Below are 18,276 nucleotides of genomic sequence, written 5' to 3'. Positions count from 1 at the left end.
CACGTCGCCTTGCACCCGGCTCTCCTGCTGAGCGGCGGCCTGTGCGCGCGACCCCTGTGGGAGCGGCGGCCTCGCCGCGATACGCACTCTGTACAACGATGGTCGCGGCACGATCGCGGCGAGGCCGCCGCTCCCACAAGCCGCCGCTCCCACAAGCCGCCGCTCCCACAAGCCGCCGCTCCCACAAGCCAGCACCCCCACAAGCCGCCGCTCCCACACGACGCGGTTCCGACTACGTACATGTGCCCACGCATCGAACTTCTGCCGCGGTTTTCACTCAGCAGAACGCGTTCATCCATCGGTGCGAGTGCCATGACCCGTCTTCCTGCCCTGTTCTTCACCTGTGCGTTGCTGATCGGCGCTGCGGCGGCGCCCGTCGCGGCGCAATCGGAACGCTATGTCGAGCGTTCGCCGAGCCGTGACGGCATTGGCAAGGTGTATATGGGGCGCGAGATTTCGGCGGTGATGGGTTGGCAGGGTGCGGGCTGGCTGGAGCGCAGCGAGCGGGCGCAGGAAGAGCGCACCGATCTGCTGCTGATGGCGCTGGCGCTGAAGCCGGGCATGGTGGTGGCGGACATCGGCGCCGGTACCGGCTACCTGTCGCGGCGCATCGCCGGGCTCGTGGCGCCCGGCGGCAAGGTGCTGGCGGTGGACGTGCAGCCGCAGATGATCGAGGTGCTCGATCGGCTGGTCAGGCGCAACGGGCTGAAGAACATCGAACCGCGTCTGGGCAGCGAAACCGACGTCAATCTGCCGCCGCAGTCGGTCGATCTGGCAGTGATGGTGGACGTTTACCATGAGCTGACCTACCCGTATGAGGTGCTGGCCAGCGTGCTGCAGGCACTCAAGCCGGGCGGCGAAGTGGTGTTCGTCGAGTACAAGGCGGAAGACCCTGCCGTGCCGATCAAGCCGCTGCACAAGATGAGCGAGGCGCAGATCCGGCGCGAGGCAGCCGCCCACGCGCTGGAATGGGTGCGTACCGAAACCGGTCTGCCGTGGCAGCATGTGGTGGTGTTCCGCAAGACGCGCTGAGCTGTTTCGTCCGTGCGCTCGCCGAAAGGCGCTTTATCCACCCACACCGCATATATGTATACGCAACCCGACTTGAACCCCGCTGCGCGGCGCACGCTGACGCTGGCCGCGCTGGCCGGTGCACTGGCCGTGATGACCGGCGCCTTCGGCGCGCATGCGCTGAAGGCGAGGTTGACGCCCGATCTGCTCGTCGTGTGGCAAACCGCCGTGCAATACCATTTCTGGCATGCGCTTGCGCTGGGTCTGATCGGCGTGCTGACGCTGCATCGACCGGACAGCCGTGCGCTGCGCGTGGCCGGCTGGCTGATGGTCGTCGGTCTGCTGCTGTTCAGCGGCAGTCTTTACGCGCTCGCGCTGACCGGACTGCGCGGCCTCGGCGCGGTGACGCCGCTGGGCGGGCTGGCGTTCATTGCTGGCTGGCTGGTGCTGGCCTGGGCCGCCTGGCGACGCTGAACCGTCTCGTCTGCGAGAAAGGTAAGCGTAGATCAATAGACCGTGCATTCAATGTGTCAGTCTATGCACAAGGGCGTATTCTTCCCGCCGGTCTTGTTCTCCTGGTTTTCGTGCGGTGCGGCATTTCCATTGTCTTGCGGCAGACGTCCCGGGCCGGGTTTTCACTGCCCGGCCAGGCGCCGCGGTCCGGCATAGAAAGTTTGAAGGGTGAGCGGCATTGCGCTCAATCCCGGAGCCCCGTCACGCGCCCTTCGCCTCCGGCTGATCGGGGCTCTGGTCGTTTTCAACGTACTGGTGCTCGCACTGTCCGTGCATTCGGTGCTGCAAAGCCGCACGCAGCACGAACTGGAAGCGGAATCGATGACCCAGAACGTCGCAATCGCGCTCGAGCAGACGCTGTCGAACAGCATCGGCAAGATCGAATTCGCACTGCGCGTTGTCGCGGATGAGCTCGAGCGCGATCTGGCCGATGGCCGTATCGACGTACCGCAGATGAACAGGATGCTCGAGCGCCATGCTGACCGCCTGCCCGAGCTGGAGTCGTTTCGCGTGGCCGACGCCGAAGGCGTTGTCATTCTGGGCAGGGGCGTCAGCGACACCGTGCGCGCCAGCTGGTCGGACCGCGACTACTTCGCCTGGCACCGCGAACAGGCCGGGGACGCGATACGGGTGACGAACCCGATCCTCGGCCGCGTCGCGCAGAAGTACATCGTGGCGTTCACGCTGCGCTACAACCATCCGGATGGTCGCTTCGCCGGGGTGATAGCGGCGCCCATTACCGTGGACCATTTTTCCGAAGTGCTCGGTCGCTATGATCTCGGTACGTACGGCACGCTGATATTGCGTGATGCCGAACTTGGTCTGATCGCTCGCCAGCCGCCGATTCCGGACAAGCCGGCCGGCCAGATCGGGAATCGTGGTGTATCGCCCGAAATGATGAAGCTTTACAGCGAGGGCGCGCGCGTCACGACCTACTACACACCGGTCGGCGCCGACGGTTACGAACGCATCGTGACCTTGCGGCGCATGGAAAGCGTGCCGATGGTGGTTGTCGCCGCCACCGCGAGCGACGATTACCTGGCGTCCTGGGATGACGAAGTAAGGGTCGCCTTCGGTCTGGCGGGCGGTTTTGCACTGCTGTCGGCGCTGCTTGGCGGTGGCCTGCTGCGCAAGATCGGGGATGCCGAACGCAGCGGCCGGGCGCTCGCCGAGCGCAAGGCGCAACTGCAGACGCTGATCGAAGTGGTGCCCGATTCGATCCGCTTCAAGGATGCCAACGACCGCTGGCTGATGGCCAACAGTGTATGTCTGCGGAATTTCGGACTCGGAGCCGATGACTGGCAGGGCTGCACCGATGCTGAACTGATTGCCCGACACCCGGAACTGGCCCATCGGCTGGCGGTGGTGCGTGCGTACGAGGACGCTGCATGGGCCGCCGCAGGACCATCGCGCACCGAAGAGCACGGCGTCGATGCCGATGGCCGGCCGACCTGGCATGAAGTGATCCGTGTGCCGCTGTTCGACGACGCACAGCAGCGGCGCGCCATGGTCGAGGTGGGGCGTGACATCAGCGAACGCAAACGCAGCGAAATCGAACTGGAGCAGCACCGCCGCAACCTGGAAGATCTGGTCGCGCAACGCACCGCCGAGCTGATCGACACCGAGGCACGCGCCATGCACATCGTGCAGTCGAGCGCGGCCGGTCTGTTCGGCGTGGATACACAGGGCATCATCACCTTCGTCAACCCGGCGACCTGCAGCATGCTGGGCTATCCGGCCGACAGGTTGATCGGCACCTCGGGCCATGCGCTGTTCCACCACAGCCGACCCGATGGCTCGCCCTACCCGCTGGGAGAATGCCCGAGTCACAGCGCGCTGGTGTCGGGCAGCAAACTGCGCGTCGACGACGAGGTGTATTGGCACGCCGATGGACATGCCATTCCGGTCATGTATGAGGTGCATCCCGTGGTGCAGCGCGGCGACATCACCGGCGCCGTCATCAGCTTTGTCGACATGAGCGCTCAGCACGCCGCGGCGCGGGCTGGCGAGCGCGCACTGGCGGCCGCCGAGCAACTGGCGCGCATGCGCAGCGAATTCATCGCCAACATGAGCCATGAAATACGCACGCCACTCAACGGTGTGCTCGGGTTCGCCGAGATAGGCCTGCGCAACCACCGCAACATAGACAAATCGCGCGAGGCCTTCGAGAAGATCCAGGCGTCGGGCATCCGGCTGCTCGGTGTCATCGAGGATGTGCTCGACTTTTCGAAGATCGAAGCCGGCAAGCTGGTGATGGAACAGGTGTCGGTCGATCTGCACGAGGTCATCGAACACGCAGTGGATCTGGTGCAGGTCCTCGCGCAGGCAAAGGGGCTCGAGTTGCGGGTCGAACGGGCGGCGGACCTGCCCGACACCTGCCTTGGCGACCCGATCCGCATCGGGCAGGTGCTGTTCAATCTGCTGTCGAATGCGGTCAAGTACACCGAGCGCGGCTGCGTCGTGCTGTCGGCGTCGCTGCAGGACGGGCAGCTCGCATTCGCGGTGACCGATACCGGCATCGGCATGACCGCACCGCAGCTCGAGCAGCTGTTCAATCCGTTCCAGCAGGGTGACGGCTCGACCACCCGACGTTTCGGCGGCAGCGGTCTCGGGCTGGCGATCAGCAAGCGCATGGCCGAGCTGATGCGCGGCCGCATCGACGTGCGCAGCGCGCCCGGCGTCGGTACCACTGCCGAGTTCAGACTGCCTTATGTTCCGCTCGTCCGGGCGTCGACGGGTCAGGCGGAGTGAGGCGGCACAGAGACCGCAGTCACGCTCAGTGAGGCGGTCGTGCGGTGGCTACCCTGTGGAGCCACCTTGTGGGAGCCACCTTGTGGGAGCTACCTTGTGGGAGCGGCGGCCTCGCCGCGATCGTGCTGCGACCATCGCTGTGCAGAGAGCGTATCGCGGCGAGGCCGCCGCTCCCACAGGTGATGCTGCTCACAGGTGATGCTGCCCACAGGTGATGCTGTCCGCAGGTGATGCTGTCCGCAGGCGATACTTTCCGCAGGCCGCCTCCACAGCGTCCTGACCTGAAGATTCTGATCCCCCAGGCGCTACTTCGCGCGCTTCAGGATGCCGATCGGCGGTGCCCAGCTTTCGGCGGGTGACTTCTTGCTGGTGATCAGTGTCAGCTGCGAGGGCGCGAACACATTGGCGTTGTGCGTCACCGGGGTGGTGATCAGGTATTGCGCGCGGGTGGCGCCGAGGAAGCGGCCGACGCGGTCGATGTTGGCGACGTCCAGGTGGGCGAATGGCTCATCGATGAACACGAAGCCGCCGGGTCGCGTGTCGTCCATCAGCAGCGCGATCAGCAGGATGAGCGACTTCATCACCTGCTGGCCGCCGGACGCTTCGCCGTCGTTCAGCCCGACCGCGCCCTTGCGGTCGAAGTCGAAACTGACGTCCAGTCCGGCCTGGGCGAGCGCCAGATCGTCGTTGTCCAGCGGCGGCGCGCCGCAATCGACACCCACGTTGGCCAGTTCGCCCAGCGCGCGCAGGTTCTTGCCGTACTGGCGCACGGTGGCGCGCAGTTTGGCGATGTAGGCGGCGCGGGCGTCGTCGGTGTGACGGCGGGCGGTGGCGCAGTAGCCCTGGCGGCTGGCGAAGTCCTGTTCGCGCCGCGCAAGGTCGTCCTTGAGCCGGTCGCGCAGCGTCAGCGCCGACGGGTCGGTGACCCAGTCGCCGGACACCAGCAGGTCGCGCAGCCGACCCAGTTCCCGGCGCGCGGCGCGCGCGTCGCCGTAGCGTTCGGCCAGCTGGGCCAGCTCGCGCGGGTCGAGCCAGTGCGTCGGCATGCCGCGGCGGCGTGAGCGCAGCGCCACCAGTCGCTGCGCCTGTTCGGTGCGGCGCGGCATCAGTTGCTGCGTCAGATCGCGCAGGCGCGTACCCACTGCATTCAACTCGCGCCGGCGCCGGTCGATTTCGGTGTCGATGCCGGTCAGGTTTTCGCGCAGGCGCTCGACCTCGCGCCGGGCGGCCTCGCGCGCGGTGCCGGTCTGGTCGCTGCTGGAACGCGCACCGGGCAGCGCCGCCCGCGCCTGCGCAAATTCGTTGCTGCGCAGTGCCAGCAGGCTGGCCGACTGCAGGCCGAGCAGGCGGGCGCGCACCGCGCTGACCTTTTCGCGTGCGCGGTCCAGCTCGGGGCTGAGTGCGCGGCGTGCCGCATCGAGTTCCGCGATGTCGCGGCCCAGCTGCTCGATGCGTGCCTGCCGGGCCAGTTCGCCGAAGTGGAATTCGGCCGGGCGGCCAAGATGGCGCGCGCCGCGCCGCTCGCGGTGATAGCCGTCGCGGGTGATCCATTCGGTGTCGCGCGGCAGATGGCGCGCGCCATCGGCGCTGTCTACGCGCTGCATGCGTCCCAGCAGGTCTGCAAGCCAGCGCGGCACTGCGGCAGCGAAGCGCACGACTTCAGCCAGCGAGCCGACACGCGCGTTCGCCGCACTTTCGCGTTCGGCGACGATGAAGTGGCGAAAGCGCGCCTGTTCGCCCATCGCCCAGGCGACGTGCCGGTCGTCTTCGCGTTCCAGCAGCACCAGGTGGCGATAGGGGCGCAGCACCGCTTCGAGCGCGGCCTGCCAGGCGACGTCGGTCACCTCGACCACGTCGGACAGCACGCGGTGTGCGATGCCGGCTTCGTCCAGCTTCGCCCGGAAGGCACTCACCTCGGCATCACCCGGCGCGCCGCGGCGCTCCTGTGCGGCGCGCAGCTGTTCGGCCTTGTCTTCGAACTGCGCCACCAGCGCGCGCTCGTCGCCCGCCAGTTTCGCTGCCAGCGCTTCGGCTGCAGCGTGCTCGGCCTCCAGCGTCAGCGCGTCGGCGCCGTGTTCGGTCGCCACCCGCTCGCGCAGCTTGCGTTCTTCTTCGAGCAGCCGCTCGACATCGCGCAGCACGTCGTGCGCCGCCAGCTGGCGGGCTTCCGCCTGCTGCTCGTCGGCGCGCACCTCGGCCAGCGCGGCGACGGCCATCTCGCGTTCGGCGGTCACCGCGGCCAGCCGCGCCGTCAGCGTGGCCTGCTCGCGGCCCAGCCAGCGCAGGTCGTCGCGCAGACGGGCGAGATCGCCGCGCTCGTTCGACATGTCGCGCGTCAGTTCGGCGACTTCGAGCCGCGGCACGATTTCGGTTTCCAGCGCCAGCACCTCGTCGGCATGTTGCTTCCATTGCCGGTAGTTGTCGGCTTCGAGGCGCTTGGCTTCGGCCTGCGCGCGCAGCCGCTCGAGGTCGAGCCCGATGCCTTCGAGTTCGCGCTCGGCGCCTTTCTGTTCCTCGCGCGCGGCCTGGTAGTTGTCCAGCACCTCCTTGTCGCCGAACACGTCGAACACCAGATCGAGCAGGGCACGCGGCGAGTATTCGCACAGCTTGTCGGTGTCGCCCTGTTCCAGCGACAGCACCTTGGCGATGGCCGGCGTCAGCCCGCCCCAGGCGAGTCGGTTCTGGTAGTCGCGCAGGCCGGTCCATTCGCCGCCGGATTCCAGCGTTTCGATCGCGACATTGCCGTCGAGAATGGCGTAGTCGCGCGTCCAGTCGCCACCGGCGCGCTTGATGCGGCAGGCCAGCGTCACTTCGTCGTGGATGCACGGAAAGAAGGGCCGCTTGCCGGTGCCGCTGGCCACGTTGGCAACGACAGCGCGTATCCATGCGAAGTCGTGCTCGCCGCGCCGCACATAACGCCGGAAGTCGCGCTTGCCGGAACAGCGCAGTGCGAACAGCGTGCGCAGCGCATCGAGCAGCGTGGTCTTGCCCGAGCCATTCGGGCCGACGATGGTGATGATCTGTGCATCGAGAGGCAGCGTGAAGCGCCGCCAGAAATCCCAATGCACCAGTTCGAGTTGCTTGATGTGGAACATGGGTGGCTCGTCAGCGTGCGTGAGAGAGGGGCAGGCGCCGTGAAACCGCGCCCGTGCGTGACAGGCGCGTCATTCATCCGCCTCGTCATCGTCGGCGGCTGCCGCCAGTTCGAAGGCATTCGCTTCGGGCATGGCGTGGCCGGCGCCGGTCAGCACGTCGGCCAGCGTGCCGTGGATGACGCGGTCAGCCAGGATGCGGTAGTCGAGCAGCACGTCGAGCAGCGGGCCTTCGAACACCAGGCCGTTGCGCCGCTCGATGAATCCGAGCCGCGCCAGCTTGCCGAGCGTGATGTTGAGCTTCATCTTGCCGCCCAGCCGGCTGCCGAAGTCGGCCAGCAGCGAAGCTTCGGTCAGTGCGCCCGACACCGCGTCGCCGTGCTCGACCGGCTGTTCGGCGCCGAACATGTCGTCCTGCCCTTCGTCGTTCAGTGCGCGCCGGCTGACCTGGCGTTCACGCTTGGGCAGCACGATGAGCGACCAGATCACCATCAGCCAGGCCAGTTCGTCGCGCATCAGCCCGACATTGCTGGCGGCGTATTCGCGTGTCTGGCCGAACACCGGCTCGCGCATGTCGTCGGCGATGCCGACCGCGATGTGCGCGGCATAGGGATTGTCGAACAGCTGCAGGCCGACCGCGGCAAGCCGCTGGTCGAGCGCGTGGCGGAAGCCGTCATCGACCAGGGCGCGGCGCGCCAGCCGGTCGGTGCGCGGCATCGAGCGGTGCGCCAGCAGGCGCGCGGTCAGGGTGCGAAGTTCTGTTTCCATATCCATCGGGTCAGAGGACCTGCCGCAGATCGACGCGGCAGGATCCGGTCAGTTCGGATGAAACCATCGGCACGGCGGCTGCAATCCGTTGCCGCAACGTGAATGAAGGATCAACACTCATCAAGATGCACCCCGCGGCAGCACTTCGCCGACCGTGATCGCAGCGATGTCGTCATCCGCCAGCGACTGCAGGTGTTCGGTGAAGCGCACGTCGATGGCCAGACGCAGGAAGTCGGCGACCGGACCGTCGCCGGCTTCGACCGCCGGGTCGCCGCTGGCTCCGGCGTCGCGCAGCAAGGCGAGCAGCGACATGCGGTAGGACGCTTGCGCGAAGCCGCTGCCGGGGATGACGTCGGCCAGCGCGGCCGGGCCGGTCAGTGCGCCGAGGCGATGGGCGAAGCGTTCGAGCAGATGCAGGTCTTCCGCCGGCGGTGCCGCGGCGACCGGGGCGTCGTCGGGCGCCGGCAACGCGGTTGCGGCATCGCCGGCCGGTTCGGCGGACAAGGTCGGTTCGGCGCGGTCCAGCAGTTCGTGGTCACCGGCCAGCAGCGTGAGGTCGGGGCAGGGCGCGAGTGCGTCCGCGGCGAGCGCCGCGAGTGCCGCGCTGTCGAGCCGGCGCAGCCAGCCCGCGACGTCCGAAGACGAAATGCCCGAACCGCCCAGCGTCACGCGCTGCGACTCGATCTTGTTCAGTGCGCGCTGGAACGAGGCGTCGACCCGGGCCAGGCGCGACTGCGCCAGACCGATGCGCTGCGCCAGCCGGGCGCGCTCGAACGGCAGATCGTCGTCGGCGAGCAGGTCGCGCAGCAGCGCGGTGCCCCGTTCCAGCCAGCGGCCGTTGGCGTCCAGACGGCGGCGCGCCGCGATGATGCGGAATTCCGACCCGGATGCGATGGCGTCTTCGAAGTGCAGCGTCAGGTCATTCAGTTTGCCCAGCAGGTGCTGCAGCGCGTCGCCGGTGTCGCCATCGACCGCCTGCAGGCCGGCGATCTGTGCGGTCAGGAAGCCCAGTTCCACATCTTCGTCGCCGGACAGTTCGAGCAGCATGGCCAGCGCGGCGCACGCGTTGCGGCCGATGTCGGACAACTGGTACTGGCTGTCCACGACGCGCAGCAGTGCATGGTCGCGCAGGCGGCGCAGCACGGTTTCGAGTTTCACCGGGTCGATGAAGGCGAAGCGTGCACGCAGCGCCTCGGGCGACCAGCGCGGCGCGTCGGCGGTGCGGCCGATTTCGCCCAGCACCAGCACGCGCAGCAGCACCTCGGCTTCCGAGCCGTGGAACAGCGTCGTGAAGGCGGACAGCAGCGGCCGCGCGCGCGCCAGCCGGTCAAGTTCCGGCAGGTCGCCGGGGCTGACACCGGGCGACAGGAAATCGGCAAAGCCCACCGCCGGATCCATGAGGAATTCGTCCGCGCTCACCGGTAAAGCTCCAGTTTCGCGAGGCGTGCCTCGATGTCGTCGATCACGGCCCGGTAAGCGGGACCATCGACGCCGCCGAAGCGGCGCAGAAACTCGTCCTCCGGCATGAATTCGGGCAGGCCGTCGATCGGAGGCAACACGTCGTCGACCGCCAGACCGGCCGCAAAGCGCTGCGCAATGTTGCCGCGGCCGGCGGCAATCTGTTCGCCGAGCCGGGTGCCGGCGCGGTCTGCCAGCAGGTCGGTGAAGGAAAACCCGCTGCCGACGCGCGCGTCGCTCACCTCCTTCGACAGGCCGATGGCATCGGCCCAAGCAGCCCCCGCGTGCAGGGCGAGCAGGGCGGAACCGACATAGTGCTGCGACAGATCTTCCCGGCCGCGCAGGGTCAGGCTGAGCCGCGGCACGCGCAACCATTCAGCGGCCTGCGGCACCAGATCGCGCGGATGGCGGCCATTGACGAACAGCGCCAGCGAGAGCACGGCGGAGCGCTGTTCGGCCAGTGCGTCGCCAGCGCCGGAGCGCTGCTCGGCCAGCACAAACAGCGCCTGCATGGCACGCAGCAATTCGCTGTCGCCGTCCTTGCGCATGCCGACCACGACCTTCACCAGCGCCTCGTGATAGAAGCCGAGCCGTTCCGCTTCGCCGGCTGGCAGCATCGACTGCAGGCCGGCCTTCCACAGCTCGGTCGACCAGACATAGTTCAGCGCGATGCCCGCCGGACTGATCTGAACCCGGTCGAGCAGATCGATGAAGCGCTGCGGATCGATGCCGACGCCGGTCATCTCCAGCGCCTTCGGCATGGCGCGGCGCACCAGCGGCTGCGCGATGAAGTCAGGCACGGTGAGCTGGCCGATGCGCAGCGTGTCGAGCGCCGGCTGGCCGGTATCGGATACCGCCACGCGCGCCTGCACATTGACCCAGCGCGATGCAGCCGGCAGTTCAACGCTGGCGGCGATGTTCATTCCGCCGGCGTCCGGCTGCAGGTCGAGTCGGGTCGCCGGCAGCCGGTGGGCCACCTCATTTGCCAGCAGCTTCAGGTCGGCCGTGTCGAGCCTGATTTCGCTGCGTTGGCCGGTGCGCAGGCGGCGCGGGTCGTTCAGGGCCAGTTGCTGCAGCAGCTTTTCGGCGTCGGCCGGCGCCACGACCGGCGGCTCTGGCAGTGCCGGATGGGCGTCGAGCATCAACGACACCGCGCCGATCACGGCGGCCAGCGCAAGCAGCAGCGACAGCGGCACCAGCCACAGCAGGAACTTCAGCAACTTCACACGCCCTGCTTCAGGCTGGCCTGGATGAAGCCGTCGAGGTCGCCGTCGAGTACGCCCTGCGTGTTGCCCACTTCGTAATTGGTGCGCAGATCCTTGATCCGGCTCTGGTCGAGTACATAGGAGCGGATCTGGTGGCCCCAGCCGATGTCGGTCTTGGAATCCTCGAGCGCCTGCTGCTCGCTCTGCCGCTTGCGCAACTCGGCTTCGTACATGCGCGACTTCAGCATGGCCATCGCCTCGGCACGGTTGCGGTGCTGGCTGCGGTCGCTCTGGCACTGAACGACGATGCCGGACGGCAGGTGCGTGATGCGGATCGCCGAGTCGGTCTTGTTGATGTGCTGGCCGCCGGCGCCCGACGCGCGGAAGGTATCGACCCGCAGATCGGCCGGATTGATTTCGATCTCGATCGAGTCGTCCGCTTCCGGATAGACGAACACGCTGGAAAAACTGGTGTGGCGGCGCGCACCGGAGTCGAACGGGCTCTTGCGCACCAGCCGGTGAATGCCGGTTTCGGTGCGCAGCGTGCCATAGGCGTACTCGGCGGTCACCTTGATGGTGGCGCTCTTGATGCCGGCGACGTCGCCTTCCGATTCTTCCATCACTTCGACGTCGAAACCCTTGCGTTCGCAGTACTTCACGTACATGCGCAACAGCATCGACGCCCAGTCCTGCGCTTCGGTGCCGCCGGCTCCGGCCTGGATTTCCAGGAAGCAGGGATTCGGGTCCTGCGGGTTGTTGAACATGCGGCGGAATTCGAGCCCGGCCACATCGGCTTCGATCTTCGCCTTGTCGGCTTCGATCGCCACCACGGTGTCTTCATCGGCTTCCTCGCGCGCCAGTTCGAACAGTTCGCTGGCGTCGGCAAGCCGCGCGTCAATCGATTCGATGGCGCGCACGACCGCTTCCAGCGTGTGCTTTTCCTTGCCCAGTTCCTGCGCGCGCGCGGTGTCGCTCCAGATGCCCGGATCTTCCAGCGCGCGTTCTACTTCTTCGAGCCGCGATGCCTTGGCATCGAAGTCAAAGATACCTCCGCAGTTCGCCGGCCCGCGACTGCAGGTCGGTCAGATGATTGGCAATGGCGTTGAGACGTTCTGCTTCCATGATGTGCGGGCCCGTAAGACGGAAAACCGTCGATTGTACCGGCTGCAGCGGCCGGGCACGGTGCGCAGGCCGGTGGCAGGCGTGCGCCGGGCGCAGTCCGCCCCGAACCGGCGGCGGGCGGACCGGGACGATTTCCCTTGTAACGTGACACGGCGGTGCGACACCGTGACGGGAGGTTTTCCCGGTCGGCGGGGTCGCGTCCACGTCGCCCGCAGTCCCCGATTGGCGGATTTCCTGAACCGAAGGCCGCTCGACGGTCTCTATACTGCGGCGCTTCGATCATGTCGTCCCGATGCCTGGCACGCGCGTTCGGGTTCGATGTGGCCGACAGCTGTCCAATAAGAATGAATCAAGGAGGAAACCCCATGAAAATGATGACCCCACCGATGTTCGCTGCACGCAGCCTGTGGTCTGCCGCACTTTTTTCGATGTTCGCCGGTGCCGGTCTGGCGCAGGCGCAGGGCACGGCCTACGTGAGCAATCAGGAAGGCGGCATTTCGATCATCGATCTGGCGAAGATGCAGGTGACCGGTGAATACGCGGTCGGTGGCAAGGTGCCGCGCGGCCTCGGCGTCACCGACGACGGCAAGACGCTGGTGGTCGCGGTGCGTGAAACCGGTGACGTAGCGCTGATCGATACGGCCAGCGGCAAGATCATCAAGCGCGTCAGGATCGGCAAGAATCCGGAATTCGTGCGCGTGCGCGGAGACATGGCGTTCGTGTCCTTCGAACCGACCTCCAAGCTTGGGCCGCCGCCCAAGCCGGGTGCCGAAAAGAAGGAAGAAAAGAAGGAGGGTGGAAAGGACGGTGCCCACGGTCATGACGACGACGATGACGACGACAAGGAGCCGGCACAGGTCGCCGTGGTCGATCTGAAGGCCGGCAAGGTGGTGCGCAACATCGTCGGCGGCCCGGAGACGGAAGGCATCGAGTTTTCACCCGACGGCAAGAGCCTGGTGGTCACCAACGAAGCCGACAACACGCTGACGCTGCACGACATCAAGTCGGGCAAGCTGGTGAAGAAGGTCGATGTGGAAAAGTACGGCGCCCGCCCGCGCGGCATCAAGCTGTCACCGGATGGCAAGACCTACATCGCCACGCTGGAATTCGGCAACAACTTCCTGGTGTTGGACGACAAGCTCACGCCGATCAAGACGGTCGCGACCGGCCAGACACCGTATGGCGTGGCCTTCGACCGCAAGGGCGAGCGGCTGTATGTGGCCACCGCACGGGCCCAGGCGCTCGAAGTGTTCGACGGGAAAACATTCGCCAAGATCAAGGACGTGCCGCTCGCCGCCGAACGCTGCTGGCATTTCACCTTCACGCCGGATGAAAAGCAGATCCTCGTCGCGTGCGGCCGCTCGAATCAGCTTGTGGTGGTCGACGCGGCAAAGCTCGAAGTCACGGCCCGGATCGAGGACAAGAAGCTGCCCTGGGGCGTGGTGACTTGGCCGCGCGCGATGGGCAGCCTGGATCAGCCCTGAGGCACGCCGGTCGAGCGCGCTGTCGAAATGCCTCTGCACCGCCGGGTCGCCTGATCCCGGCGGCAGGGGTTCAGCGCAGGAAGCGCTTCAGCACGTCGCGGAACACCGGTGTGTCGGCCCGAGCCAGCCACTCGAAAGCGACCATTTCGCGCGTGACGATTTCGGCACCATTTCTTTCCATCCGTTGCAGCGCCCGCTCGCGGTCACGTGCGTGACGTGATCCGACCGCGTCATCCACCACGAATACTTCGCGCCCGGCGGCCAGCAGGTCGAGCACGGTCTGCTGCACACAAACGTGTGCTTCGGTACCGACCACGACCCACTGCTTGCGCACCGCGTCGGCCGATGCCAGCAGTGCGCCCTCGCTGACCGCCGAAAAGTGTGTCTTGCTGATGATGGCGTCTTCGCGCAGGCGCGCGCGCAAATCTGCATCGGTCAGGCCCAGACCTTGCGGGTACTGTTCCGTCGCCAGCACCGGCACGCCAACGGTCCGCGCGACGTCGACCACCCAGGTGGCGTTTGACAGCACCGCCGCCCCATCTTCGATGGCCGGCAGCAGGCGGCCCTGCAGGTCGATCACCAGCAGCACCGACTGTGAAGCGTGTATTTTCATGACGTTCCCCCGATTTTCTTCGGTATCTCAATTGCCGGCAGCGGCACCATCACCGCCTGACCCGGCTGGCTGCAGCCGGCGTCGCAGCAGCGGCCAGGCTGCCGGTTGCGCGTGATCGAACGATTTTCGTCCGCCAGCACGCCGCGGTCGAGCAGACGTTCGACCAGATCGACCTTGTCGCCGACCGGGTAGTTGCGCCAGATTTCCTGCTTCAGCGCAGCCGGCGAGCCGCCGCCGTGCAGGCTGATCAGCGAATACCAGCCGCCCTGGTAGGAGGCGGTCAGGTCCTCCATGAAGCGCGCGACCTCGATCCGCTTGTCGTACGGGATGTCCGGGTTGGCGCGCAGCACTTCGGCCAGCGTCGCGGCGGTGGCCGGGTTGTGGTCTTCGTCCGGGCCGGGCAGGGCGACGATCAGACCGCCCGACACTTCGTGCGCCAGCCGGTGCATGTCGTAGATCTGGGTGGACAGCAGCAGCTTGCCGATGTTGGCGAACACCGGCTCCGGCATGAAGGTGTGCGAGTACGGATCGGCCGCCGCATAGACGCTGGCTGCCACGCCGCAGGCGTAGAAGCCCTCGGTGATCTTGATCAGTTCGACCATCGGGTCGCGCAGATTGGCCTTGCGGTCCGGGTCCAGACCGTTGGCTTCGCACATCAGCGCGGCGGCGCCGATCAGCAGATCGCCAAAGCCGGCGCGCGCCGCGATGCAGCTGTGGCGGTGATGGGTGGCGTAGTTGTAGGTGACGGCGCCCGAGTGTTCCCATTCGCCGGCCAGAAACACGCGCTCCCACGGCACGAACACGTGGTCGAAGATGACCACGCCGGTGGACTGGCCGTAGCGGCGCGAAAACAGCGGCGAGCCGTGTTCCGGCTTCTCGCCCGGCCGCCCAGCGGGGCGGGCGACGATGGTGATGCCCGGCGCGTCGACCGGTACCGCGCAGCACACCGCGAAGTCGGCGTCGGCTTCGGTCATGTTGCGCGACGGCATGACCAGAAATTCATGCATGTAGGGCGCGCCGGTGACGATGGCCTTGGTGCCGGAAATGACGATGCCGCGGCCGTTGCGCTCGATGATGTGCAGGTAGACATCGGGGTTCGCCTGCTGGTGCGGCCGCTGGCTGCGATCACCCTTGGCGTCGGTCATCGCGATGCCCAGCGTCAGGTCCTCGTCCTGTACGTGCTGCAGATAGGTGGCAAAGCGGGCACCGTATTCGGTGTTGCCCCGCGCGTCATCGAGGCGTGCGACCGCCTGGCCGATGCCATTGAGCGCGTCGTGCGCCAGATAGCGCTGCGCGCAGCCGGTTTCCTGGCACAGGATGCGCACCGCTTCGAGCTTGTTCAACAGGTCGCCGGATGACTCGTTGATGTGCAGCATGCGATTGACCGTCCGGCCGCTGCGCGTCTGGACGGCCGTCATCAGAGGGGCTTTGGCCGGGTCGTGCGCGAAGTCGTAGCTCACTGCGAGCGCGTTGATGCCGGGCTGCAGCGATGGGGCGTCGACGACCGAATCGATCAGCTGGCCATCGACATATACGGTGGGCCGATAGCGGCGCAACGACTCGCGGTAGTCCTGCCCGGTCATCAATCGGCCACCCTGTGCTTCTGCTGCATGGTTTGTCATTGCATCCCCGCCGTTCTCACATGAATTGAACACTGTTCAATTCAATACTCAAATGTAAAATCAGGCTGTCAGTCCGTCAATGGAAACGTCAATGGCCCCCTCACCCGATACGTCCAGCGGCGCGCCGCCGCGCGTGCTGCGCGAGACCGCATTGAACGAGGCAAGGCGTGCGCTCATTCTCGACGCCGCGCGCAGTGCCTTTCTCGAACTCGGGCTGGATGGCGCCAGCCTGCGCGAAATCGCCAAGCGGGCCGGCTACACGCCGGGCGCGCTGTACAGCCATTTCGGCAGTCGCGAGGACATCTACGCCGCACTGCTGGGCGAGTCGCTGCTGCGGCTGAAGCAATGCGTCGATGCTGCAGCGGCAGCGGTCGTCGATTCAGCTGGCACTGATGCCCGGCCGGCAATGCTGGGCGGCCTGCGCGCCGTGGCCATGGCCTTCTTCGCTTACTACCGGGACCACCCGCAGGACATGGATCTGGGCTTCTACCTGTTCAACGGCGCCCGGCCGCGCGGGCTCACGCCCGAACTGAATCAGCAGCTGAATGATCGTCTGCGCAGTGCGCTGCAGCCGATACAGCGCCTGCTGCTCAGGCTGGGCCTGTGCGAAAAGGAGGCGCTGATCGAAACGACCGCAATCTTCGCCCACGTCGTCGGTGTGCTGATGCTTCACAACACCGGACGCATCAGGCTGTTCGAACAGGATGCGCACGACCTCATGACGCGGTATCTCGACCAGTTGTCGACCCGGCTCGCCGCCGGCGCCTGACTCGCCGCCGGGATCTGCGTCACTCCACTGCAACATTCCCGCGCCAGACTCCGCGGTTGTCGTGCAGAGGCGACGTCGTGCCCGCTTTTCCGGACGACGCGAATCTGCCGACCTTCCAATGACCACGGTGGGCCGGACTGCGTCCGTGTTCGCGATACACCACCCAGGCGCTCCATGAAAGATTCGCTCGCGCAGGAACAGGTGGACGTTCAGCTGCTGTTGTTCACGATCGAAACGTCGATCCGGGTGGTCAAGCGCTTCCAGTTCTTCCTGTGGGCGCAGGGGTCACTGCAGACCTTCCTGCCTCATGAAACCCTTTTGTGCGCCTGTGGGGATCTCGACCGCGGCAACTTCCGCGCGTTGGTGTTTTCGCGTTCGGTGCTGGCGCCGGAGGTCGAGGCGCAGATGACCAATCCGGTCGACGGCTTGATTGGCCGTCTGATCGAGGACTGGCGCAACGGCGCACGCGAACCGCTGGCCCGTTCGAGCGGTCCGCGCAACCGCGACAGCAGCACGGCGCTGCTGCGCACGCTGGGCATCGAACATGCCTTGGCGCACGGCTGTCGCGAAGCACGCGGCGAACAGTCCACCTTTTTCGCACTGCTCGGCGTGCCGGCGGCGCCGACCAGTCAGGACGCGCGCCACATCGAGCTGCTTATGCCCAACCTGCACCTGGCACTGTTGCGCATCGTCGAGTTCGAGCGCGCCGAATCGGGCGAGCGCACGGGCGGGCGCTCGCCTTTGCAGGCGACACTGAGCGGGCGCGAACTGCAGGTGCTTGACTGGGTGCGCGAAGGCAAGACCAATCAGGAAATCGGGCAGATCCTGGATATCAGCCCGCTGACCGTGAAAAACCATATCCAGAAGATCCTGCGCAAGCTCGATGTGACCAACCGCGCACAGGCCGTGGCGCGGGTCACTGCGCTGCGCGCGCACGAAGGCGGCGCCGAAACGGCGCGGGACATGTCATGAACCGGACGATATCGATGCTGCAGCGCCAGACATTTTTTCTTCTGCTGGGCCTTCTGCTGAACCTTTCGCTGGCCGGCGCACAGGCCCAGGATGTGCCGCCGGAATGGCAGGGCCGCATCGCCGAGCCGGAACGGCCGCGCGCTGCCGTGCCCGTGACGGCGCTCGAATACGCCGACATCCGGCGCAGTGGCACCGACGTCGATCCGCGCGCCTACCGGGCTGCGGATCTGGCGCTGCTGTCGGCAGCGCGACGTGGCGAGTGGGCCACCGCGGCAAAATTGCTCAAAGCCGGTGCGCCGGCGAATGCGCGTGATGTGTGGGGCGACAGCGTGCTGGTCCATGCCGCGGCGGCCGGCGAGACAGAGTTCGTGCGCGCGCTGATCAACGCCGGCGCACACGTCGATCGGCGCGGCTCGAAGGGCTTTACGCCACTGGGCGCCGCCGCGCTTGCCGGCCATCACAAGGTGGTCGAGTTACTGCTGCGCGCCGGGGCCGACATCGATGCCAAAAGCTCGAACGGCCACACGCCGCTGATCGACGCCGTGATGCTCGACCGAGCCGAGGTGGTGGCCGTGCTGCTGCGTCACCGACCGAAGTGGGAACTTCAGACCGAGCGCGAATTCGGCCGTCACGCGCTGTCGCTGGCGGCGTCCCTGGGTCACCTCAATGTGCTCGACCAGCTGCTGACGGCCGGTTTCGATCCGAACATTCCGGACCGCGGCGGTTTCAATGCGCTGTACTGGGCGGTGTTCAAGAGACAGCGTCTGGCGGTGGCTCACCTGCTGGCGCTCGGCGCCGACCCGGGCGCGATGTCGACCGACATCTACGACTGACGACCTGCGCCGGGCAAGGCGTCACCTTCCCGGTGGCCACCCGGCAGTGCAGGTCCGTCCAGC

14 protein-coding genes are annotated in these 18,276 nt (G+C 66.8%); 7 read left to right on the top strand and 7 right to left on the bottom strand.

Features of this window, described 5'->3' with window-relative positions; translation table 11 throughout:
- The first annotated feature begins 312 nt into the window (after positions 1-312).
- From BSY238_RS00440 to BSY238_RS00430, 3 genes are all read left to right on the top strand, one after another.
- On the top strand, positions 313-1,032 hold the full coding sequence (locus tag BSY238_RS00440; protein ID WP_069037407.1) for a class I SAM-dependent methyltransferase: 720 nt from the start codon (positions 313-315) through the stop codon (positions 1,030-1,032).
- 72 nt (positions 1,033-1,104) lie between these two features.
- Complete coding sequence (locus BSY238_RS00435; protein ID WP_223300214.1) at positions 1,105-1,485, top strand: DUF423 domain-containing protein; 381 nt, start codon at positions 1,105-1,107, stop codon at positions 1,483-1,485.
- Between the two features lie 294 nt (positions 1,486-1,779).
- A complete protein-coding gene (locus BSY238_RS00430) occupies positions 1,780-4,275 on the top strand; it encodes an ATP-binding protein (protein ID WP_150123846.1) in 2,496 nt (831 codons plus the stop codon).
- A 305-nt stretch (positions 4,276-4,580) separates the two neighbouring features.
- Here the strand turns inward: BSY238_RS00430 and BSY238_RS00425 are convergent, their stop codons facing one another.
- The 5 genes from BSY238_RS00425 to prfB all read right to left on the bottom strand — a co-directional run bounded on the left by BSY238_RS00425 (position 4,581) and on the right by prfB (position 11,920).
- Entirely contained in the window at positions 4,581-7,370 is a 2,790-nt protein-coding gene (locus tag BSY238_RS00425; RefSeq protein WP_069037404.1) for an AAA family ATPase, read from the bottom strand.
- Between the two features lie 69 nt (positions 7,371-7,439).
- Entirely contained in the window at positions 7,440-8,135 is a 696-nt protein-coding gene (locus tag BSY238_RS00420; RefSeq protein ID WP_069040349.1) for a hypothetical protein, read from the bottom strand.
- A 120-nt stretch (positions 8,136-8,255) separates the two neighbouring features.
- On the bottom strand, positions 8,256-9,554 hold the full coding sequence (locus BSY238_RS00415; RefSeq protein WP_223300213.1) for a hypothetical protein: 1,299 nt from the start codon (positions 9,552-9,554) through the stop codon (positions 8,256-8,258).
- The gene (locus BSY238_RS00410; protein WP_083223853.1) at positions 9,551-10,819 is read right to left on the bottom strand and encodes a hypothetical protein; all 1,269 of its coding nucleotides are present in this window, start codon (positions 10,817-10,819) and stop codon (positions 9,551-9,553) included. The genes BSY238_RS00415 and BSY238_RS00410 overlap by 4 nt, the downstream gene beginning before the upstream one ends.
- Positions 10,816-11,920, bottom strand: a protein-coding gene (gene prfB, locus BSY238_RS00405) for a peptide chain release factor 2 (protein ID WP_150123845.1) whose coding sequence is annotated in 2 segments (ribosomal slippage) — positions 10,816-11,838 and positions 11,840-11,920 — 1,104 coding nt in all. Because the reading frame shifts where the segments join, the coding sequence is not laid out codon by codon here. The genes BSY238_RS00410 and prfB overlap by 4 nt, the downstream gene beginning before the upstream one ends.
- 365 nt (positions 11,921-12,285) lie before the next feature.
- On the opposite strand from prfB, the gene BSY238_RS00395 reads away from it, so the two are divergent.
- Positions 12,286-13,404 carry a YVTN family beta-propeller repeat protein gene (locus BSY238_RS00395; protein ID WP_083223852.1) on the top strand — a complete coding sequence of 373 codons (1,119 nt, stop codon included), beginning with the start codon at positions 12,286-12,288 and terminating at the stop codon, positions 13,402-13,404.
- 70 nt (positions 13,405-13,474) lie between these two features.
- On the opposite strand, the gene BSY238_RS00390 is transcribed toward BSY238_RS00395, so the two are convergent.
- Positions 13,475-14,017 carry a hydrolase gene (locus tag BSY238_RS00390; RefSeq protein WP_069037402.1) on the bottom strand — a complete coding sequence of 181 codons (543 nt, stop codon included), beginning with the start codon at positions 14,015-14,017 and terminating at the stop codon, positions 13,475-13,477.
- Entirely contained in the window at positions 14,014-15,639 is a 1,626-nt protein-coding gene (locus BSY238_RS00385; protein WP_069037401.1) for a 4-hydroxyphenylacetate 3-hydroxylase family protein, read from the bottom strand. The genes BSY238_RS00390 and BSY238_RS00385 overlap by 4 nt, the downstream gene beginning before the upstream one ends.
- 91 nt (positions 15,640-15,730) lie before the next feature.
- Between BSY238_RS00385 and BSY238_RS00380 the strand changes: the two genes are divergently transcribed.
- From BSY238_RS00380 to BSY238_RS00370, 3 genes are all read left to right on the top strand, one after another.
- Positions 15,731-16,408, top strand: a complete 678-nt coding sequence (locus BSY238_RS00380) for a TetR/AcrR family transcriptional regulator (RefSeq protein ID WP_069040345.1) — start codon at positions 15,731-15,733, stop codon at positions 16,406-16,408.
- A 174-nt stretch (positions 16,409-16,582) separates the two neighbouring features.
- Positions 16,583-17,380: an XrtB/PEP-CTERM-associated transcriptional regulator EpsA gene (gene epsA, locus BSY238_RS00375; protein WP_069037400.1), complete on the top strand. Its 798-nt coding sequence runs from the start codon at positions 16,583-16,585 to the stop codon at positions 17,378-17,380.
- Positions 17,377-18,213 (top strand): ankyrin repeat domain-containing protein, encoded by an 837-nt coding sequence (locus BSY238_RS00370; protein ID WP_223300212.1) that lies wholly within the window; start codon positions 17,377-17,379, stop codon positions 18,211-18,213. The genes epsA and BSY238_RS00370 overlap by 4 nt, the downstream gene beginning before the upstream one ends.
- Positions 18,214-18,276 lie beyond the last annotated feature (63 nt).

The sequence above is a fragment of the Methyloversatilis sp. RAC08 genome (assembly GCF_001713355.1).
Taxonomy (GTDB): domain Bacteria; phylum Pseudomonadota; class Gammaproteobacteria; order Burkholderiales; family Rhodocyclaceae; genus Methyloversatilis.
This window is presented reverse-complemented; position numbering and strand designations above follow the sequence as displayed.